Genomic DNA, 19,243 nt, shown 5'->3' on the forward strand with positions numbered 1-19,243 from the left:
CCGCTCGGGCGACCACTGCTCAACGCGAAAGATCGGAAGCTCACGCAGGTGCCGCCGCACCGCCTCGCTCGTAAATTGGCGGCGCAGCAATTCGGCCAGCTTCTCGCGTCGATCTCCGGGCATGTTCTTGAACCTGGTCCAATCCGATTTGTTCCGCGATCGCCAGGCTGAGTTGTCTTGCCTCAGCGTCTCGTCGGATGTCTAAGTCAGGCGCCCCAAGCAAGCGAAAACGACCGGCGGTCCTTATCCGTCACGGCCCCAAATCCCTATTGCGAAACTGCGCAAGGCGCATATTGTCTGGTTGGTCGGGGTCCGCGGTCCAAGGGCCTGAACCCTGGACGCGGTGCTATTTGGTCGAGGATGGCCGAACTTCAATAGAGCCGTCCGTGGGATAGAGCCATGCAGCACGGGGCCGTGAGTAATGCGGGCATGGGGCGAGGCCAGCGTGGGCTGGCCGATGGCGATATTGTCCGCGAGCAAGCCGTCCTCTTTCGTCTCACCGACCGACTTTACCGGGCCAACGGCCTTGGCGAGATCTACGATGCAGCTCTGGATGCCATATGCGACGCCCTCGGTTCGTCACGCGCCGCGATCCTGAGATTTGACAGCCACGGCGTCATGAGCTTCGTCGCCTGGCGCTCAATCTCTGAGAAATACCGGGAGGCAGTCAAAGGTCACACACCGTGGACCTGCAATGAGCATGACGCCGAGCCAATCTTTGTCGAGGATATTCGTCTCAGCGGTGAATCCCGGCAACTCATCGAAACAGTCCTTGGCGACGAAATCGAAGCGCTGGCCTTTATCCCGCTTGCCACCTCCCGCGAGCTCATCGGCAAGTTCATGGTCTACTACCCGGCCCCCCACCGCTTCGGAGATCGTGAACGCGAACTGGCGTTGACCATTGCCCGTCAGCTCGGCTTTGCCATCGAACGGGAGCGGGCGGAAACGACAGCAGCGCGACTGAGCGCACTGGTCGAATCCTCGGATGATGCCATCCTCGCGACGGATATGGATGGCATCGTCACGGACTGGAACAGCGGCGCGGAGCGTCTCTACGGCTACGGCCGCGAGGAAATGGTCGGACGTCCGCTCATGTCGCTGATACCGTCCGATCGCCAGAACGAGGAGCGCGAGATTCTGGTGCGCATTCGCAATGGAGAACATGTCGGGCATTTCGAGACCGTTCGCCTGCGCAAGGACGGCAGCAGCATTCCCATCTCCTTGACCGCTTCCCCAATCGCGGACGCGTCCGGCGCGATCGTCGGTGTCTCCAAGATAGGCCGCGACATTTCCGAACGGCTGCGCGCGCAACAGCAGCGGGAGCTGCTGCTTCGCGAGATGGACCACCGCGTGAAGAATCTCTTTGCCATCGCACGCACCATCGTCAATTTGAGCGCGCCAGCCGCTGAAAGTCCGGCCGCGCTCGCCTCCACCGTGTCCGACCGCCTCGGCGCCCTCGCGCGGGCGCATGCGCTGACGATGCTCCCCGCGAGCGGCCACTCAGTTCAGGCCGCGACCAGCCTGCATGCATTGGTCGCCGCAATCCTCGAGCCATACCGCCAGGGAACTGGCGAGAATGCCCGCTTCGCGATCAGTGGCATCGATCTGCCAGTGCCTCCAGCGATGATCACGCCGCTTTCTCTGCTGCTACACGAATTCGCCACCAACGCTGCCAAACACGGCAGCCTCTCGACCGCCGCGGGCTCGATAGAGATCGCCTGCTCGAACACTGACGGCAAGGTGACTGTCCAGTGGAGAGAGATAGGAGGACCACCTCCGGTCGCAACCGACGACGAAGGTTTCGGGAGCCGCTTGATCCGTGCCGCGGCGAGTGAGCTTGGCGGAGTCGTGCGAGATTGGGACGCCGCCGGAATTGTCCTTGGGATCACGATCGATCTTGAAAGATTCTCGGCCTGATGTCCTAGCCGCTTGTCGGGGCAGCAGGGTGTCTGGACTGTGCACTACCAGCGCTGGTGCACTTGCGTCGGCGCGGGACGCCTTCGACGACGCATCGATGGATCGATGTGCGTTGAAAAATCCAGTATGGTTTGAAACTGTCCCAAGCGTTGCGGAAAGTGTTGGGCGAGATACCTCACCACTTTGGCGCTCTCCATGACCCGAAGGATATAGCCCCTGGCTGCCACAAGCTCGAGGTTCCAGATGCCGCTCCATTCCGCCGCCCGCTGAAACCTGCTGCTCAGATCGGCCAATTCGCTTTCCATGGCCGCCAATTGCACGGCCTCGATCCCCGGGTACTGCTGCCGCGGCCTTGAAGGATCGGTGAGCTGCGATTGCGGCGTGAGGATTATGAAGACCCGCGCGGTATTGAGCTTCACCTTCCTCAGCGCAATCATCAGCTTCGCGATTTCGACCTGCCGGTCAGGAACGACCTGTCGAAGCAGACCGAACATTTTGAGCGGGACGACGCAGTCGCTTAGGAGGTCGAGGACCTCCGGGCAGATTCCTCCTGGAAGCCGCCGCCCCATCTTATCGAAGTCGAGCCCTGGAGGCGCGATCCTGTTTTCCGGATGCTTTCCCGCAATCCGATCCATAAGAGCTTGTGGCAGAACGGCGAGTGATTCCGTCGTTAGCAAGCCTCGAAAAACGTCCACGGCGAGCAACTCGCGGAACGCTTCTTCAGCGACCTCTAGCCGCTCCCTCGCTTCGCCAGCCTCGAGAATGAAAGCTCGCATCTCTTCATTCTGTTTTTTCAGGCTCCTTAGAAATACGTATTTGTGAAGCGGTCCGGCCGGCTCACACAGTCCGCCTGTCAGATGGATTGCATGTCGACTGCTCTTGAGCGTGTGAGCTTCGGCTTCCATCATGCTCCTTCAATCGGTGCTCGTCTTGCCATTGCGACCAACGGCTCCAGGGAGGGGAATAGGAAGGCGTCGAGGCGTACGCCATTGTTCGGGGAAAGCATGGGTGGCGCCTGCTCCGCTATCCACGCGGGAGCGATGAAATAGTCACGAACAGTGACATTATCGGGCAGCACCCGGATCAGCACCGAAATGTCGGCCCCCAACAGCCGGCGCTTGAGGAATGGCCAGTGGGAATAGCCATAAGGCGAGGACCGGCGGCGGGCGATCCAAACCGCGATCGTGAATGACTCATTGATCGTCAAGAGCTGCGTCTTGGCGTCATACACTGCAAACCCGCCAGCCTGGCCAACCGCAGCCACAAGATTTTCAACAATGTCCATTCGCCGGCGATGAAGCTGGGTAATGACTCTGAAGTAGTGGTAGTTCGCCGAGGCTTCATATCCGACTAGGTCGTAGGCAGCCTGGAGCGTCCCGAACCGATGGATGTACATGCTTTTCGTTGGGCCGCGGGGCGCCGCCGCATTGATGATCTTGCCAGAGAGCGATCCTTGCTCTTCGAGGAGTTTGGCGAGGTCCGCCAGCAACTGATCGTTGCTGATCCGGGTGGCACGGGCCCTGGCTATCGTCTGGGCGCGCTCGAAGAGCTTTCGGTCGACCAGCGGCTCTGACACATTGTCGGCGCGAATCCAGGCGCTTGGCGGATTTCTGACCCGACCGGTATGCAGCCTTTCGGACGTCCGGTTCCAGACATTGTTGCCTATGTACTTTTCGTTTCTGAGAATCGAACGCACCGACGCCGTTGTCCATGGCCGGTCAAGGTCGGTCACAAGGCCTTGCTCGTTGAGGTCTCGCGCGATCTGGACTTCCAGCTTGCCCTTTAAAAACTGCTTGAAGATCCAGCGGACGGTCGCGACCTCGGCCTCGGGTCCGGGTACGAGGATGACACGGTCGGATGCCAAGGCCTTCCATTCACGGTATTTCAGGACCGCTTTGGGTTTCCCTGCCGCATCGACGAGCACACGCCGCAGCCCATAGCCGGCCTGCCCGCCGCCGCGAAAACCCATCTTGACCACTCGGGTTTGACCAATGAAGACTTTCTGGGAAAGCACGCGGCTCTGCTCTGCAGCCATGCTGCGTTTGATGGCTTTCAGCACGTCCGATCCGACACTGCCGTCGTTCGCGAACTGCTCGGCGCAGTACTCGATCCTGACACCCGCGCGTTGACATCGGTATTCATACGAGGCGCTTTCATCTATGTTCTGGAAGCGCCCCCAGCGGCTGACGTCGTAAACGACGACGGCTTCAAAAGCGGCTTGTCCGCTTTCGATATCCGCCAATAGACGACGCAGCGCCGGCCGCCTTTCGATGTTCAGCCCGCTTCTGCCGGCGTCCTCATAGGTGGCGACGATGTCGTAGCCCATGAGATCGGCGTAGTCCCCGATGGCGTCCCGCTGATTTTCAATGGAGTAGGTTTGCCGATCGGTCGACATGCGCAGGTACTGGGCCGCACGAACCCTTCGCCACCCCGTGGGGCTGTCGCGAGCCCTTGCAACCTTGTCCATCGTCTTGCACCGTCGTGCCGACGCTCTAAACTAGCGGTCGACGACCACGCGGCAAGGGACGGAAATGCGCCAGTATGTGGGGCTGATCCACAACGATGAGGCCAGCGATTTTGGTGTTTCGTTTCCCGACTTCCCCGGCGTCGTTACGGCCGGGAAAAGTCTCAGGGAGTCGCTTGAGCTCGCTGAGGACGCTTTGACCTTCCATGTCGAGGGGATGATCGAAGACGGCCAACCGATCCCCTCCCGACGTCGATCGAGTGCATTGAGGCAGATCCGGACCATGGCCACCACACTGCCATATTTGTTCGCGTGAAGATCGACTGACCGCGGCCTTTACCCTCGCCATGCCAACTTACCCGTTTGGCAACCATGGCGTTCAACTGCTGGGAAGCCTTGATTCACTTCGTGAGCGAACTCCGCCGCCGTTCCGCCGCAATGCGCCCGCACTTGGGCGAAATCGCCCCTGTTTTCAACCTGTTGTCATTTCCCTGGGGCTTCAGAGGAGTTCTAGTGATGATCATCAAGAAGGCTATTCTGGCGGTGCTGATGACCGCAGCACTTGCCGGCTGCGAGACGCAGACCGAAGGCCAGCAGCGGGCCACCACCGGCGCATTGGTTGGCGGCGCAGGCGGCGCGCTTGTCGGCCAGGCGATCGGCGGCAACACCAAGTCGACGGTGATTGGCGCCGCGAGCGGCGCGCTGCTCGGCGCCGTTGTCGGCAGCGCCACCACCCCGCAGCGCCGCGGCGAGCAGCTCTGCCGCTACCAGGACCGCTACGGCCGCATCTACACCGCCCCGTGCGACGACCGGTATTACAACGGCGATTATTGATCGTGCCGGTTCTTCCTTCTCCCCGTTAGCGGACCTCGTTACGGGGAGAAGGTGCCCTCTCGTTCCCGCAGGCCAGGGAACCGTGGTGGACACATTCCACTAGCGTGCGCCGCAAAAAGTTTCTTGTGCGACGCACAATCAATGCGTAGATGAATTGGGCGACGTTGGCGGGTTCGGGATAACCGGAGAGCGGTTTGAGACCGGAGACAACCCACTTCGACGCCTTGCACGGCTTAAGAGGCATCGCTGCCGTTCTGGTGATGCTTGGTCATTTCCGCGAGCTGACGACGCAGCATCTTGATCTGGCCCCGTCAGGCTTTCTCGCCGTCGACCTGTTCTTTCTGCTGAGCGGCTTCGTGATTGCCCACGCCTATGACGAGAAGTTCCGAAAAGGCATGTCTTTCCGGGAATTCGCGGAGGCCCGCATCGTCAGGCTCTACCCGTTATATTTCGCCGGCATCGGCATTGCCGTGGTCGGCGTGGGAGCGACCATCGCGATGCACGGGCTAAGCTCGTATTCGCGGCTGGATTTGCTTGCGAGCCTTGCGTTTTCCCTGCTTTTCCTGCCCACGCCGCCGTCGCTTTCAGTCGGTCCAGATTTGCTTTTTCCGCTGAACGGTCCGGCTTGGTCGCTTTTCTATGAACTTGTCGCCAACGCGGTTTTCGCCGCGCTGGCCCTGAGGCTCGCTCGCCGCTCGCTGGCCGCTATCTTCAGCCTTGCTTTCCTGGTGCTGGCGCTAATGGCCTGGCAGGGCTTCAGCCTGGGCGGCGGCGCTCATTGGGACGGCACGATCGCGGCTCCCGCCCGGATCGCCTTTTCCTTCTTCCTCGGCGTTTATCTGCGGCGATATGCGACCGGGGTCAGCCGGGATGGCAATCTCTACATGCCCATCCTGCTGGCGCTTTGCGCAGGACTGATGATCTTCCGGCCCGCCGGAAACGCGCAATTATACGACCTGGCGATGATAGTGCTGGTCTGGCCCTGGCTTGTTCTCATGGCTTCCCGCTTGCGGCTCTCGGGCTTCTGGCGCGCGATCGCCCTGTTCTCCGGCAACATCTCCTACGCCATCTATGCGCTTCACACGCCGCTGATCAGGATCGTGAACATCCTAGACGAATCCGTCACTGGAACCTTGCGGAACCAGCACGGCCTGCCATTCGTCGTGGGAACATCCATTCTCGTCATCGCTGTCGCTGCGTTCGCGCACTACGTTTACGACAAGAATGCGCGGACGCTGCTGCGGCATCTGCTTTCACTGCGGCGCGCACGCGAGGAAGTGACGCAATTCTAAATTAGCCGAGGTCCTGCCGCATCGGCGGCGATCGGACAACGCGCCAGATCAGCGATGTGCAGCCGTTTGCTGATGCTACTCGGCGGGACTTGGCTCAAGCGCTGGCTTCTTACGTGCAAACCGGCGCAACACCACGCGTCCGAGTTGCTGCCCGGGCATCTCGATGAGCCTGTAGGTCACGAAGGACAGAAGACAAACCACCGGCAACACGACCGCCAGCACGATGGCGAAGCGCAGCGGCGCGCCGAGGCCGTCGCCATAACGGGCAATGACGAAGGCCGCCACGGGCTGCAGAATGAGAAGATGGATCAGATAGATGCTGTAGGACAGTTCGCCGAGCACATGAAAGATGCCTCCGCCCAAGGAGACGGCGACTTTTCGCGCCGCGGCGCCCGCCGCGCCGGGCAGCATCCGATAGAGGACCAAGGCAAAGAACCCAAGCACCAGCGCTTCGCGTATCAGGAACTTCGAAAGGCCGTGGCCGTCGCCGAAGGGGATCGCCGCGAGCGCCATGGCCAGGGCCAGATGCAGCAGCGGCCGCGGTTGGCTCTGCCCCAGAACGCCCGCCAGAAGCATGCCGCACAGGAAAACCTGGATCTTCAGCGGCAGGAAGGACGGCATCGGGAAATGGACCGACATCAACTTGAGGGCCGCCACCGCTAGGGCGCCGAGCGCCGCCACGACGATCGCGCTCCGGATCCATCCGAAACGCCGCGCCAAAAGCATGAGCGCCGGGAAGACCGCGTAGAACTGCATTTCCAGCCCGAGGCTCCAGTCAGGCAGCGGCGTCCGGTAGGCGAAGTTCGGGGAAAGGCCGAACAGGAATGTCAGATGGGCGAAAATGTTCTTCAGGCTGCTGTCGAGGTAGCGCTCGGGTGCCTGCGGCGCGCGGCCCACGAATGCGTCGATGACTGTCCGCGACTCATAAACATACGGGCCGAGCGCCAGTGCGAAGAACAGCATGACGTAGAACAGCGGCGCGATGCGGAAATAACGCCGCGTCCAGAATTTCAGCCAGGTTTCAGGCCTTTGCCAGGGCTCCTTGTCCTGGCGCAGCTGATAGTGAAACACCATCAGGAAGCCCGAAAGCATGATGAAGAGATCGACGCCCAACGCAGGGTCGCCAAGCACCGGAAGATGCCAGCCGGTCAGTAGCAGGCAGTGACCGACGAGCACCCACAATGCGGCGGCGGCGCGAAGGCCGTCCAGGCATTCGATGCGCGATGACTCGGTAAGGCTATTGTTCATGCTGCAATGCAGCATGGACAGCGAGCTTCGAATGTCAACCCGCGATGGCCGATCATTCTGGGCTCATACTCAATTTGAGAAACGAAACACCCTGCCCATTTCGTTAGGCATCATGAAAATCTCCTCCGCCTGGGAGAAGCCGGCGTCCGTGCCCATGCCGAGCCATGTGCCGACCGTCTCCGGGAAATCGGCAAGTCGCATGTGCCTTTCCATCGAAGCGAATTCCTCATCTGAAACTGCCGACCATTCGTCGCGCAGCAAAGAAAATCGTGCCAGCCAGGATAAGCGCTCCTCTCCTTCGAACAGCGCCGGCTCCCAAATTATAAACATGCCCTTCCCGCCCAGAGCGCGGTGGGCGTCGTGCATCAGCTGTGCCTTGCCCGTGGCAGGCAGGTGATGCAGCGACATCCCAATCCAGATTACATCGACAGGCTCAGACCACTTCGCCATGGCCTGGGCGAAATCATTGCACTGCAACTCGACCGGACATGGCATACCGTCGAGCTCTCGTGCCGCCAGTCGCAGAGATGCCTCAGACAAGTCGATGCCGACGTAATTTCCGATCGCCATCGTCTTCAGCATTGCGGCGGAGGCGCTGGCATCTCCACAGGCAATGTCGAGAAACCGGAATGACGCCGGCGCATGCTCGACAAGCAGATCGCGAAGGACGCCGTAGACCTCGCGATGGAACATGAGATTCGCGCCAACGATCTTGCGATAGGTTTGCAGTTCCTTGTTGAACATGTCCTGGGAGCCGACAGCGTCGTCGCCTGCCCTGACAAGCATTGTCTCGTTCGAGGAACCTGCCATGACGTCCTCCAAATTAATTCGGCTGTGACCGTTATTCAGAGATTGGAATTCTGGCGTTCGTCCCCGCTGCATGGAGATGGAGCGCTCGGAACACGGCCGAGTGGCCCGGCGTAGCCACCCCCAGTTTCATTCCCAGTTGATGCATTCGACCGGAAAGCCACGCAACCTCGATAGGTTTCCCTCGCTCGAGGTCATTGGCCATCGAGGATTTCACATGCGGGGGAAACGCGGACCACCTTATCTCGACGCGACCCGGGAACCCGTCGGCCATTGGGTGGCCGGCCGCTGCGGCTACCGCCATTCCCTCATCCCGCAACTGTTCAATGAAGATACGCGACTCTGGATCGGCTAGGATCGGACCGATGCCCGAGCGCATCAGCGATGTTCCTCCCGAGAAGGCGGCAAGCGTTACAAATTTCTCCCAAAGCACTTCGTCGATGTCCGCGAGTGGCTTCAACTCAAGCCCGATGGTACGGTCACACAGCTCCTGGAGTTCCTCGATGACAGGATCATGTTGGCCGCCGACCAGGATCTGCGGCAGCCCGCCGGAATGAATGACCTCGCCGGGCTTGTTGATGAAACCGGAAAGGTAGGTGGCGCCACCGATCACGCGGTCGCCCTGCACGTGACGAGAAAGAATTTCGACGCTATCGATGCCGTTTTGCAGCGTAACGACGCGCGTGTTATCGGCTATGAGCGGAGCGATCGACGCAGCGGCATCCTCGCTGTCGTAGAGCTTCACTGCAAAGATCACCAAATCGACGGGACCGATATGAACCGCCGCTTCGCTTGCGGTCACAGGCGCAAGAACAAAGCTGCCGAGGTCGCTCTGGATCCTCAGACCAGTCTGGAGCATTGCCGCGAGGTGCGCTCCGCGAGCAATGAAGCTCACGTCGCCCCCTGCCTGGGCCAGCCTGGCGCCAATGTATCCGCCGATGCCGCCCGCTCCCATCATTGCGATCCGCATGCCGTCCCTCGACGTCAGCTGTCGCCATCAACCCGCCACGCATTGCGGACCGATTGGTAAGCCCAACTAATATTAGCAGTTTCTTCAGTGACCAGCCAGTTGGCACGTACACTCCAGCTGAGCAGATTTCCGAGACGCGCAGGCGATGTCAGTCGGTTTGGCGGCCAACCTGCTAAAGACAGCAAGCGAGCGTTCGCCTAAATAGGTTATGCCCAATTGCCACATCCGCGATATCGACCTCTGGTTCGAACGAACCGGAAATGGAGCGCCTTTGCTCGCGATATCTGGCTCACGAGGTGATCTGCGTAGCAGCCCTAATCTTTTGGAATCGCCACTAGCGAACTCCTTTGACCTGCTTGCATATGACCAACGTGGCCTCGGCCGTACGTCAAAGCCCGACAAGCCCTATCTCATGGCCGATTTTGCAGACGACGCGGCCGGCCTTTTGGATATTGTCGGGTGGGAGCGCGTTCGTGTCGTTGGCGTATCGTTCGGTGGTATGGTCGCGCTTGAACTGGCACTCAGGTATCCAGATCGAGTAACAAGACTCGCGCTCTGTTGTACTTCACGTGGCGGAGAAGGAGGGGCATCCTACCCGGTTCATCTCCTACAGCGGCTCCGGCCGGATGAGCGGGCACGGGTAATGGTATCGATTACCGATACACGATGTGATGCCGTCTGGGCTGAGGCGAACCCCGAGAAATACGAGGAACTCATCAGAAGGTTCGACGATGGTCGGTTCGAACAGGAACCGGGCCACAAGGCCGGAACGACACGCCTGCTGGAGGCACGTCGTCAACATGACACCTGGGAGCGTCTTGGAGGGATTAGGTGCCCGGTTTTGATCTGCGGCGGTCGGTACGACGGGATCGCTCTACCGTCGTCCCAAGAACGCGTGGCGAGTAGAATCCAAGGAGCGATCTTGCGGATGTATGAAGGCGGGCATCTATTCCTCTGGCAGGATAGCTCGGCATTCGCCGAGATCGTAGAGTTTCTCAGGGAATGAGGTCGCCCGCATCTGACCCTGGGCGGACTTGCCGTACCGCCGGCCGAGACGACCGGAACCTAGGCGCGAGCTCATTAGACGCCGCTCGGCGAAATCGGCTGCTAGTGTTCGTGGGGTTGGAAACTCAGCCTCCGACGTGATCGCCGACAACGCCTGCTTTCAAGATACAGCAAAGCTCATCTCTACGGCAGACTTGGAGGCGCAAAGCAGCCATGTCGTCTTTGGGGCCGGAAGCGGAATGACGGCTTCCGGCCCCAAAACGACGATATCCGACATTCAAACTGCCAGGTCGTGAGCCCAAACGGTCATTGTTTCCACCCCCGCCCAATGGCAATTGACCTGCTCCTTTGAGGGCTGTGTCGCAATGTCATTCTGCGCAAATAAGCGTCCTTGGACACGGGTGCGCCGGCGTTTTGGATCAACAGGTGCAACAACGCAACGGCGCGTTGCCCAAGCATGGTCGGCTCGGCGCCGTAAAAGAGAATTCCCACCTCTGGATCGAGGCGGAACCGGCCGAACTGATAGAGGTCGCCCGTAGCGAACATTCGAGACTTTTAGCAAATTTTTGGCGACGGATTTTCGGCGTGGGCAGCCGATGTTGCACCAGTGCTTACAGGAGCAAATCGCGAGTCATAGAGGGTCACATGTGCGCCGATGCCGTCATTCGCATGCCCCACGAGAAAAAGGGGCGTCATGCTGCGTGGTCATCCCACGGTCTTCCTCGTCACCGGCGAAAATAGCAGGCACACTAGACTGGACGATCCCTCCGGGGTTCGCCACCGAGCGGCATGTTCATCGGGTGCAGGACGAGACTTTCTACGTGCTCGACGGCGAGTGCGAATGGCATGTCGGCGAGAGGATGGTCCGCGCAACGCCCGGAACCTATCTTTTCATCCCGCCGGAAGTGCCGCACAACATCACGAACGTCAGCGAGAAACCGGCCCGCGTGCTAATGACCGTGTCCCGCTGGTCACGAGCATTATTTCGAAAGCTCGCCAAACTTGCGGCACAGGGTGCGCCGGATCCAAAGGCACTCGCCGATCTGCGAAACCGCTACGACCGACCAGCTCTCGACGTGACCACGCGCTCGTAGGCGATTTGTAGGCGCCGAGGCGGACTTGGCGAGCGGCGAGAACGTGCTGTCAGAAATGGCAACGATCAGCGTGTTTGCTGCCGTCCCTTCTTCTACCACGTTTTGACAACTTCCGTCGCGTAGAACCGAACGGGTACTGCGAACAAGACGTCACGTTGGGTGATCCGCGCGCCATGAATTGGCAGAAATATCAAAAATTTCTGACAATAGATCAGACGCTCAGCAGCACGAGTCCGATGGCCTTGGCACAGACAATTCAAAATTGCGTCGTCAGCACGGTCAGCCATTCGGGCGAGATGTCGACCAGCACCGTCTCCAGCCGCTTGTCGAAACCGGAAAGGATCGCTACGCCGGTCAGGATCAGCACCCCGCCGAGCGCGATCTTGAAGCCGCCGCCGGCTTCGGCGATGCGGCCGCGCCAGCGCAGCAAAGTCTCACGCGACAGCATGCCGAAGATCAGTAGCGGCACAGCAGCACCAATGCCGAACAGGACCATGGTTGCGGCAACCTGGCCGAGGTTCCGGCCCTGAGCGGCCAGGACGGAAGCCGCGCCGAGCGTCGGGCCGACGCAAGGGCTCCACACGGTGCCAAGCAGCAGGCCGACGCCGAACTGGCCCCAGAGGCCTATGGACGAAAACCGGCCAAAACGCTGGTCGACCCAGTTGCCAGCGGGACCGGCGGCAAGCGCCACCCGTGTTTGCAAGGCCGGCAAGACCAGCACTGCGCCGAGAACAAGCATCAGGACCGAGGCGGCGCTGCGAAAGACCGCATTGTCCAGTCCTATGGAAAACCCGATCGTGGCGACGAAAAGTCCGATCGCCGTGAAGGATATCGCCAGTCCGGCCGCCAGCGCGGCGGGTCCGTAGCGATGCTGGGCGACCGCAGCGCCCAGCACGACGGGGATCAGTGGCAGCACGCATGGCGACAGAGTCGACAACAGCCCTGCCAGAAACGAAAAACCGAAACCGAGCAGCATCGCGCTCAGCCTGTGCTGTCGAGCAACCGCTTGATGGCGTCCGCTTTGGTGACGGCGACGAGCCGGCCGACCTCCTGTTTGCCCTTGAAGGTGATCAGCGTGCTCTGCATCTGGGCGCCGAAGGCACGCACGACATCCTTCTGCGTATCGAAATCGACCTCGAAGACGATTATGTCCGCGTGTTCGGCCGACGGCAGCAGCTTGGCCAGGACCTGCTTCTGCGCCTTGCAGATCGGGCACCACGATGCACGGATATCGACCAGGATCGGCCTGCCCGCCTTCTGGGCGTCCTCGAACTCCTGCTGTGTATAGGGCATGCGGTCGCCAGCTGTCGCCGCCAAGGCGCAGGCGAAGCTTGATAAGGCAGCCAGGGCGATGAGAAACAAACGGCGGTCTAGCATTTTCATACTCCTGGTGCGTGGCGGACGGCGGAGGCCGGCAGACGGCTACGTTTCGTTCTTCGTGCCGCTAAGGGTAATCGTTACAGGCTCACGGCAACGTTACCGATGCGCCATGCGCTTGCAGCGCGCCCTGTCGAGATCACTGGCCAATCTGGCTCAGCTCTTGGCGATCCGATTGTTCGACATCGCAGGCTGCGGCGGCTTCCGCGCCCCTGCGAATGTTCACAGAAGGGAACACCGGCTCGACAGGCGCCAACCCGCTTAAATGAATGGATTTATGGAAATCGCGCGAGCATACTGCGCCTAGTGGTTGAAGATATTCGAGCAGCGCTATCTTACCTGCAGGCTATGGTTCCTTTTGCAATGCTTGATGGCGCTGGCAACTCGGCCGGAAACGATGACGGAAAGGCAGACCTAACCTACAAATCGCTATCAGTTTTTGATGCCGCGGTGTGCCCATCATATGTCCGCCTGTCGAATAGGGAGGAAACAATGGACGAAGACACGCATTCCAAATCACGGCGAAGCTTTCTAAAGACCGGCGGGCTTGTCGCCGGGCTCTCGGCGACGGCGGTTGCGGCGCCCTGGGTTCAAAGAGCCGGGGCGGCGGATACGATCACCTGGAAAGTGCAGACATCGTGGCCAGCTGGCGTCGGACTTGAGACCTTCCAGACCTGGTGCGGGACCATCAAGGACAAGACGGGAGGCCAGCTCGCCTTCCAGCCTTTCAAGGCTAAAGACATCGTTGGCGATTTCGAGCTCTTCGACGGCGTGAAGAACGGCGTCCTCGAGGCCATGAACTCGTTCTCGCTCTACTGGGCCGGCAAGCTCCCGGCTACGGCCTTTCTTTCATCTTACACGATGGGGCTGCGCTATCCCCATGAGTGGGACATCTTTTTCTATTCCAAGGGCGGCCTGCAGGCTGCGCGCGACCTTTATGCCGCCCAGGGCCTTTATTACGTCAATCGCATCCATCATGGCCCCAACATCATCCACTCGAAGACGCCGATCCGTTCGATCGAGGACTTCCGCGACCTGAAGCTGCGCGTGCCCGGCGGCATGATCGCCGAGACGTTCGCCAAGGCTGGCGCCAAAACAACGCTGCTGCCGGGCGGCGAGGTCTTCTCCGCGCTGGAGAAAGGCACGATCGATGCCGCCGATTACACTGGGCCAGCGGTCAATTGGGCGCTGGGATTCCAGCAGGTGACCAAGTACATTTCGATGGGGCCACCCGGACTTATGTCGGTTTACCAGCCTGTCGACCTCATGGACTTTGCCGTCAACATGAATGTCTGGAACCAGCTTCCGGACAATCTGAAGAAGTTCGTGGAAGACGAAATCCAGGTCTATTCGAACACCCATTTCGGCGCGATCCAGAAGGCCGACATGGAAGCCTGGCAGAAATTCATCGATGCCGGCATAGAAATCAACCGGCTCGGCCCGGACGATCTGCAGAAATTCCAGGAGATAGCGGTGCCGATCTGGTTTGAATGGGCCAACAAAGACAAAGACGCAGCCCGCATCTTCAAGCTGCAGCTCGAGGTGATGGAAAACCCGACCGTCGGCTACGTCACGCCGGACATGTACAAGGGGCTGACGATCAACCTCTGAGGCCCCCGTGCCCGTTCCTGGCCGGGACGGGCGCTCTTCCATCAATGGGCGTTCGCCAATGCCTTCACTCACCTTTGTGCTGCCGCACTGGCTCTACTGGTCGAGCCTCCTGCTTTTTCCACTTGCTGCGGTCTTCCTTGTCTATCGTGATCGGACCAGACCCGATGCCGGCCGGGCTAATCTCTTCCTCGCCTATTTCTTCCTGATCACCGCCGGATTTCTCGGCATGCACCGCTTCTATCTGAAAAGCCGCTGGGGGTTCTTGTTCATCCCGTTCTTCATCGCGGTGATCTGGACGAGCGCTCAGGTGCGCGACGAACGCGAGGCAGTGTCGCTGTCGCGGTCCGAAGCCGAGCATGCCGAAAGGGTATTGACGCATGCCAGGGCAGATGTTGCGTCACGCAAGGACGGTGCCGCCGATCGCCTTGCGAAGGCGGAGGCGGATGCGGCGGTCGCGCACGGCAATCACACTGCCAGCCTCGAGACGCTCGCTCGCTCCAACAGCCTCGCCCGAATCGCCGGAATACTCCTCGGCCTCGTGCTTGTCGGCGACGCTTTTCTGATGCCCGGCCTTGTGCGTCGCGCCCGCAGGCGTGAAGCGCGGTCCGATACGCCTGACCTGCATCCGATCGTGACCGATGTGCCCGTCACGCCTATCAAGCGACCGCTGGCCCTGTTCCGGCCCGTCGACCGGCTGGTAAAGGTGACGGGCGAACTCGTTGCCTACTGGGCCGTGCTCGCGGTCATTGCCTATTACTACGAAGTGGTGGCTCGGTATGTCTTCAACTCGCCGACCAACTGGGTGCATGAAAGCATGTTCCTCATGTTTGGCATGCAGTATATGCTGGCCGGGGCCTATGCCTATCGCGACGAAACCCATGTCAGAGTTGACATCGTTTATAGCCACCTTTCGGAACGTGGCCGCGCGATCTGCGATATCATCACCTCTGCATTCTTTTTCCTGTTCACGGGAACCATGCTTGTTACCGGCTGGCGTTTTGCCAGCGATTCGATGGCAGTTGGCGAGCGCTCGTTCACCGAGTGGGGCATCCAATACTGGCCGGTAAAGCTCGCGATCCCCATCGGGGCAGCACTTCTGCTGCTTCAGGGGTTGTCACGGCTACTGCGCGACATCGCCACTGCAACCAAAAGGTTCAATTGATCCATGGGTCTCGAACTCCCGATCCTCTGGCTCAGCATATTGATGTTCGGAGGCCTGGGCGTACTTCTGCTGCTTGGGCTGCCGATGGCCTTCTGCACCGGCAGCCTTGCCGTGCTCTTCCTCTTTCTGTTCGGCAACTCTGCCATGCTGAACATGCTGCCGTCGCGGGTCTTCCCGTTCATGACGGATTATCAGCTGTCGGCAGTGCCGCTTTTCATCTTCATGGCGGCGATTCTTGAGAAGGCAGGCATCATCGAGGAGTTGTTCGACGTCGTCTACAAATGGCTGGGTGGGCTGAAAGGTGGACTGGCTTCGGCGACGGTCGTCTCCTGCACTCTGCTGGCCGCCATGGTTGGCGTGGTCGGGGCGACGGAAGTGACCATGGGGATGATTGCTCTTCCAGCGATGCTGCGCCGCAACTATGATGCCAAGCTTGCTTGTGGCTCGCTCCTTGCTGGCGGAACGCTTGGTATCCTCATTCCCCCTTCCGTCATGGCGATCGTCTACGCCGTCGTCGCGCAGCAATCGCTGGGCGAGTTGCTGATCGGCTCAGTCTTTCCCGGGCTGCTGCTGTCGGGGATGTATGTCGCATACGTGACGGCTCGCTGCTATATCAACCCGAAGCTCGGGCCAGCGTTGCCCCCCACGAGCGCATCGCGTTTGTTGAAAAGCTCAAGCTTTTGCGCCGCACGTTGATGCCGATCCTTCTGATCCTGCTTGTGCTCGGGGTCATTTTCATGGGCATCGCCACGCCTGTCGAGGCCGCCGGCATCGGCACGTTTGGCGCTTTCATCGTTTGTGCCGCGCATCGTCGCCTGACCTGGGGGACGATACGGGAAGCCAGCTTAGCGACCTTGAAGGCGACGGCGATGGTCATGTGGATATTTTTCGGCGCCACCATGTTCGTCGGCTTCTTCATCCTGAAGGGCGGGCAGAACTTCGTCGCCGATTCCATTCTTGGAACGGGTCTCGCTCCCTACGGCGTTCTTGTTCTGATGATGGTGATCCTATTCGTCCTGGGCATGTTTCTGGACTGGGTGGGAATCCTGCTTCTGACCGTACCGATCTTTCTGCCCATCCTTAGGTCGCTTCAGTTCGGCGGCGCGTTCGGGTTCGCCGGCGTGGCTGCCGAAGACGTTCCGCTATGGTATGGCGTGATATTCATGGTCAACATGCAGATGGCTTTCCTGAGCCCGCCGTTCGGTTATTCGCTGTTTTATCTGAAGAGTGTTGCCCCGCCGGAGATATCAATGGCGACAATCTTCCGATCCGCCGTCCCGTTCCTGTGTCTGCAAGCGATCGGAGTGGGCTTGTGCATCGTGTTCCCTTCGATCGTCGTGTGGCTGCCGAAGGTCATGTACGGGGGCAATTGAAACCCCACCCTGAAAATCCTTCTCCGCCGGCACGCGTTCGGCGCGTTCTTGTTTGCTGTCGGCCACTTCCCCAGTCAGCACCGACGAATTTATTCCAGAAAAGCCCGTCGCAGCTAATGAGCGTAGGCGACGGGCTTCCTGCGATTGGAAGCGGCTACACCCAGAGCTCACTCCTAAATTGCCAAGCCGCGAATCCGTTCCAAAAGAGGCGCGGTATTTCTTCGCCTCCGAATCCATTTTGTGACATAATCCACACAAGCCGCGCTGAGGGCGGCGGCCATGTCAGTGTCGCGGTGCAGTGGAGTCTACTGGCCTGCTGATCTGGATATGCTCCAGCGGGTGGTTAACCGCGTGTGCGACGAGCGCCACCTAGCAATGGAAGATCGTGAACAGCGGGAATGCTTGGCTAGGGAACTGTTCCAACTTTTCGATGACGGCACCACCGACGAAGCTGACCTATTGCGCATTTTTCCATGTTGAGTCAGCCAGGTTCGGTGCTGCACCGCCGTTACATCGTTACCCAATGATCCTGGCGGAAATCGAATGATCCTGTGCGGGATATTTGGCGCCGTGATTTTGGTCCGGTCGATCTCAACCTGCTGCGCGTCCGCGATGCGATGACGCTGGAGCTGAGTACCGTACCGTGCCGGGAACGGGTCGGCCTGTCGCAGCCTGCGGTCAGCTCGGTGCACATCACTGTTCCGCATTTCCAGGCCGTTTCGCTTGTCATGTCGACCGACGACCTCCTCGGCAGCATCCCGATTCACTTTGCGCGGCTGGTGGCCGACCATCTCTACCTAGATGTTTTCATGCCGCCCATGGAATCGCCGACAATGGACGTCACAATTTACTGGCACCGCCGATTGGACCGCGACGCCGGCAACGTTGGCTGCGCGCGCAGCTCGTGGCGGTCGCTTCGTTCGAATCGTGGCAGCATGGCTATCTTGGCCAGCTCTAATCGGCCGGGCGTCAGGCATCAAGGAATAGCTCCATGCGGGTGAGACGCTGGATTCCCGGAATTGTCGTCGCAGCGGCCGTGGTTGGCGGCACAGCCTGGTATCTGCTGCGGGCGGCGCCTGTCTCAATCGTGACGCCCTGGCGCGGCGACGCCGCTGAGATCGTGTATGCGAGCGGCTCGGTCGAGCCGCATACGTGGGCCAAGGTGGCTCCGGTTGTGCGCGAGAGGATCGTTGAACAATGTAATTGCGAAGGAGCAAGGGTCGCGCAAGGCGACGTGCTCGCCAGGCTCGACGACAGCGAGGTCCGCGCAGCGCTTGGAGAGCTTGAAGCAAGGCGGGCTCTTGCAGGGCAGGAGTTCCAACGCCAAAGCGTCCTCGCCGACAAGAATGCGACGAGCCAGCAGGCTCTCGATCGCGCGCAGAGCGAGTTGTCCCAGATCGAGGCGCTCGTCGCTGGGCAGAAGGCGCGCCTCGAGACCTATGTTATACGCGCCCCTACCCCTGGCGTCGTGCTGAGGCAAGACGGCAAGGTGGGAGAGATTGCCGAACTGGGCACAGTGTTATTCTGGGTAGGCGAGCCGAAGCCGCTGCTCGTGATCGCCGAGGTCAACGAAGAGGACATCCCGCGGGTCGAGGTCGGGCAGCGCACGCTGCTCAGGGCCGATGCCTTTCCCGGACAGATCCTTGAGGCCGTTGTCAATCGCATCACACCGAAAGGCGATCCGGTGACGAAGACCTATCGCGTCTATTTCCGGCTGCCGGACAATACGCCGCTCAGGATTGGCATGTCGACCGACGTCAACATCGTCATTCGCGTCGCGAAGAATGCCCTGCTGGTTCCGTCGGTGGCGATCGAAGGCAATAATATCGTCGTGGTCGAGGGCGAGACGGCGCGGCTGCGCGAAATCCACACCGGCATTCGCGGCAACAACGGCGTCGAGGTCCTCTCGGGCATCGATGCACTGGCACAGGTCATCTCGCCCTACCCGGCTGAGCTGGCAGACGGCGCGCGCGTGACGGTCGCGGCAGCGCAGAGGTGAGGTCCGATGCGACTTATTCTCGACATCGCCATCACGCACATCGCCGGCCGAGGCCGGCAGACGCTTGTTGCCGTGCTCGGCGTCGCCGTC

19 protein-coding genes are annotated in these 19,243 nt (G+C 60.3%); 12 read left to right on the forward strand and 7 right to left on the reverse strand.

All coding sequences use genetic code 11. From position 1 onward, the window contains the following. Positions 1–399 precede the first annotated feature (399 nt). Positions 400–1,917, forward strand: a complete 1,518-nt coding sequence (locus EOA28_RS05685) for a PAS domain S-box protein (RefSeq protein ID WP_128314687.1) — start codon at positions 400–402, stop codon at positions 1,915–1,917. A gap of 44 nt (positions 1,918–1,961) precedes the next feature. On the opposite strand, the gene EOA28_RS05690 is transcribed toward EOA28_RS05685, so the two are convergent. Both EOA28_RS05690 and EOA28_RS05695 read right to left on the reverse strand, forming a co-directional pair. After that, positions 1,962–2,825 (reverse strand): plasmid partitioning protein RepB C-terminal domain-containing protein, encoded by an 864-nt coding sequence (locus EOA28_RS05690; RefSeq protein ID WP_128314688.1) that lies wholly within the window; start codon positions 2,823–2,825, stop codon positions 1,962–1,964. Continuing rightward, positions 2,822–4,384: a recombinase family protein gene (locus EOA28_RS05695; protein WP_189341937.1), complete on the reverse strand. Its 1,563-nt coding sequence runs from the start codon at positions 4,382–4,384 to the stop codon at positions 2,822–2,824. Before EOA28_RS05695 ends, EOA28_RS05690 begins: the two co-directional genes overlap by 4 nt. Positions 4,385–4,448: 64 nt before the next feature. On the opposite strand from EOA28_RS05695, the gene EOA28_RS05700 reads away from it, so the two are divergent. The 3 genes from EOA28_RS05700 (at position 4,449) to EOA28_RS05710 (ending at position 6,507) form a co-directional block, all read left to right on the forward strand. Next, positions 4,449–4,697: a type II toxin-antitoxin system HicB family antitoxin gene (locus tag EOA28_RS05700; protein WP_128314689.1), complete on the forward strand. Its 249-nt coding sequence runs from the start codon at positions 4,449–4,451 to the stop codon at positions 4,695–4,697. A gap of 200 nt (positions 4,698–4,897) precedes the next feature. Next, on the forward strand, positions 4,898–5,215 hold the full coding sequence (locus tag EOA28_RS05705) for a YMGG-like glycine zipper-containing protein (RefSeq protein WP_128314690.1): 318 nt from the start codon (positions 4,898–4,900) through the stop codon (positions 5,213–5,215). A 194-nt stretch (positions 5,216–5,409) separates the two neighbouring features. Beyond that, positions 5,410–6,507: an acyltransferase gene (locus EOA28_RS05710; protein ID WP_128314691.1), complete on the forward strand. Its 1,098-nt coding sequence runs from the start codon at positions 5,410–5,412 to the stop codon at positions 6,505–6,507. Positions 6,508–6,582: 75 nt separating this feature from the next. On the opposite strand, the gene EOA28_RS05715 is transcribed toward EOA28_RS05710, so the two are convergent. From EOA28_RS05715 to EOA28_RS05725, 3 genes are all read right to left on the reverse strand, one after another. Beyond that, positions 6,583–7,755 carry an acyltransferase gene (locus EOA28_RS05715; RefSeq protein WP_128314692.1) on the reverse strand — a complete coding sequence of 391 codons (1,173 nt, stop codon included), beginning with the start codon at positions 7,753–7,755 and terminating at the stop codon, positions 6,583–6,585. Between the two features lie 69 nt (positions 7,756–7,824). Further along, positions 7,825–8,565 (reverse strand): class I SAM-dependent methyltransferase, encoded by a 741-nt coding sequence (locus EOA28_RS05720; protein ID WP_189341939.1) that lies wholly within the window; start codon positions 8,563–8,565, stop codon positions 7,825–7,827. 31 nt (positions 8,566–8,596) lie between these two features. Then, entirely contained in the window at positions 8,597–9,532 is a 936-nt protein-coding gene (locus tag EOA28_RS05725; protein ID WP_245501477.1) for a 2-dehydropantoate 2-reductase, read from the reverse strand. 208 nt (positions 9,533–9,740) lie between these two features. On the opposite strand from EOA28_RS05725, the gene EOA28_RS05730 reads away from it, so the two are divergent. Both EOA28_RS05730 and EOA28_RS05740 read left to right on the forward strand, forming a co-directional pair. Continuing rightward, on the forward strand, positions 9,741–10,538 hold the full coding sequence (locus EOA28_RS05730) for an alpha/beta fold hydrolase (protein WP_128314694.1): 798 nt from the start codon (positions 9,741–9,743) through the stop codon (positions 10,536–10,538). Positions 10,539–11,337: 799 nt separating this feature from the next. Then, positions 11,338–11,631, forward strand: coding sequence for a cupin domain-containing protein (locus tag EOA28_RS05740; RefSeq protein WP_348633422.1), 294 nt, complete (start codon positions 11,338–11,340; stop codon positions 11,629–11,631). A gap of 256 nt (positions 11,632–11,887) precedes the next feature. On the opposite strand, the gene EOA28_RS05750 is transcribed toward EOA28_RS05740, so the two are convergent. Together EOA28_RS05750 and EOA28_RS05755 are read right to left on the reverse strand one after the other, a co-directional pair. Further along, on the reverse strand, positions 11,888–12,607 hold the full coding sequence (locus EOA28_RS05750; RefSeq protein ID WP_128314695.1) for a cytochrome c biogenesis CcdA family protein: 720 nt from the start codon (positions 12,605–12,607) through the stop codon (positions 11,888–11,890). Between the two features lie 5 nt (positions 12,608–12,612). Then, positions 12,613–13,008 carry a thioredoxin family protein gene (locus tag EOA28_RS05755; RefSeq protein ID WP_128314696.1) on the reverse strand — a complete coding sequence of 132 codons (396 nt, stop codon included), beginning with the start codon at positions 13,006–13,008 and terminating at the stop codon, positions 12,613–12,615. A gap of 492 nt (positions 13,009–13,500) precedes the next feature. On the opposite strand from EOA28_RS05755, the gene dctP reads away from it, so the two are divergent. From dctP to EOA28_RS05785, 6 genes are all read left to right on the forward strand, one after another. Further along, positions 13,501–14,619, forward strand: coding sequence for a TRAP transporter substrate-binding protein DctP (gene dctP, locus EOA28_RS05760; protein WP_126080980.1), 1,119 nt, complete (start codon positions 13,501–13,503; stop codon positions 14,617–14,619). A 58-nt stretch (positions 14,620–14,677) separates the two neighbouring features. After that, complete coding sequence (locus EOA28_RS05765) at positions 14,678–15,781, forward strand: TRAP transporter small permease subunit (RefSeq protein WP_128314697.1); 1,104 nt, start codon at positions 14,678–14,680, stop codon at positions 15,779–15,781. Positions 15,782–15,784: 3 nt separating this feature from the next. Then, entirely contained in the window at positions 15,785–16,477 is a 693-nt protein-coding gene (locus tag EOA28_RS40855) for a TRAP transporter large permease subunit (RefSeq protein WP_281060891.1), read from the forward strand. Then, complete coding sequence (locus EOA28_RS40860; RefSeq protein ID WP_281060892.1) at positions 16,477–17,154, forward strand: TRAP transporter large permease subunit; 678 nt, start codon at positions 16,477–16,479, stop codon at positions 17,152–17,154. The genes EOA28_RS40855 and EOA28_RS40860 overlap by 1 nt, the downstream gene beginning before the upstream one ends. Positions 17,155–17,705: 551 nt before the next feature. Further along, on the forward strand, positions 17,706–18,155 hold the full coding sequence (locus EOA28_RS05780; protein ID WP_128314698.1) for a hypothetical protein: 450 nt from the start codon (positions 17,706–17,708) through the stop codon (positions 18,153–18,155). After that, on the forward strand, positions 18,146–19,153 hold the full coding sequence (locus tag EOA28_RS05785; protein WP_128314699.1) for an efflux RND transporter periplasmic adaptor subunit: 1,008 nt from the start codon (positions 18,146–18,148) through the stop codon (positions 19,151–19,153). Before EOA28_RS05780 ends, EOA28_RS05785 begins: the two co-directional genes overlap by 10 nt. Positions 19,154–19,243 lie beyond the last annotated feature (90 nt).

This window comes from Mesorhizobium sp. M2A.F.Ca.ET.067.02.1.1 (assembly GCF_004023285.1).
Classification (GTDB): Bacteria; Pseudomonadota; Alphaproteobacteria; order Rhizobiales; family Rhizobiaceae; genus Mesorhizobium.

What these genes read in the sequence shown, in the direction of transcription:
- EOA28_RS40860 (WP_281060892.1), top strand. Translation starts at nt 16,477, where the DNA reads ATGCCGATCCTTCTGATCCTGCTTGTGCTCGGGGTCATTTTCATGGGC.
- EOA28_RS05690 (WP_128314688.1), bottom strand. Translation starts at nt 2,825, where the DNA reads ATGATGGAAGCCGAAGCTCACACGCTCAAGAGCAGTCGACATGCAATC.
- EOA28_RS40855 (WP_281060891.1), top strand. Translation starts at nt 15,785, where the DNA reads ATGGGTCTCGAACTCCCGATCCTCTGGCTCAGCATATTGATGTTCGGA.
- dctP (WP_126080980.1), top strand. Translation starts at nt 13,501, where the DNA reads ATGGACGAAGACACGCATTCCAAATCACGGCGAAGCTTTCTAAAGACC.
- EOA28_RS05765 (WP_128314697.1), top strand. Translation starts at nt 14,678, where the DNA reads ATGCCTTCACTCACCTTTGTGCTGCCGCACTGGCTCTACTGGTCGAGC.
- EOA28_RS05695 (WP_189341937.1), bottom strand. Translation starts at nt 4,384, where the DNA reads ATGGACAAGGTTGCAAGGGCTCGCGACAGCCCCACGGGGTGGCGAAGG.
- EOA28_RS05725 (WP_245501477.1), bottom strand. Translation starts at nt 9,532, where the DNA reads ATGCGGATCGCAATGATGGGAGCGGGCGGCATCGGCGGATACATTGGC.
- EOA28_RS05720 (WP_189341939.1), bottom strand. Translation starts at nt 8,565, where the DNA reads ATGGCAGGTTCCTCGAACGAGACAATGCTTGTCAGGGCAGGCGACGAC.
- EOA28_RS05785 (WP_128314699.1), top strand. Translation starts at nt 18,146, where the DNA reads ATGCGGGTGAGACGCTGGATTCCCGGAATTGTCGTCGCAGCGGCCGTG.
- EOA28_RS05700 (WP_128314689.1), top strand. Translation starts at nt 4,449, where the DNA reads ATGCGCCAGTATGTGGGGCTGATCCACAACGATGAGGCCAGCGATTTT.
- EOA28_RS05750 (WP_128314695.1), bottom strand. Translation starts at nt 12,607, where the DNA reads ATGCTGCTCGGTTTCGGTTTTTCGTTTCTGGCAGGGCTGTTGTCGACT.
- EOA28_RS05685 (WP_128314687.1), top strand. Translation starts at nt 400, where the DNA reads ATGCAGCACGGGGCCGTGAGTAATGCGGGCATGGGGCGAGGCCAGCGT.
- EOA28_RS05730 (WP_128314694.1), top strand. Translation starts at nt 9,741, where the DNA reads ATGCCCAATTGCCACATCCGCGATATCGACCTCTGGTTCGAACGAACC.
- EOA28_RS05715 (WP_128314692.1), bottom strand. Translation starts at nt 7,755, where the DNA reads ATGAACAATAGCCTTACCGAGTCATCGCGCATCGAATGCCTGGACGGC.
- EOA28_RS05705 (WP_128314690.1), top strand. Translation starts at nt 4,898, where the DNA reads ATGATCATCAAGAAGGCTATTCTGGCGGTGCTGATGACCGCAGCACTT.
- EOA28_RS05755 (WP_128314696.1), bottom strand. Translation starts at nt 13,008, where the DNA reads ATGCTAGACCGCCGTTTGTTTCTCATCGCCCTGGCTGCCTTATCAAGC.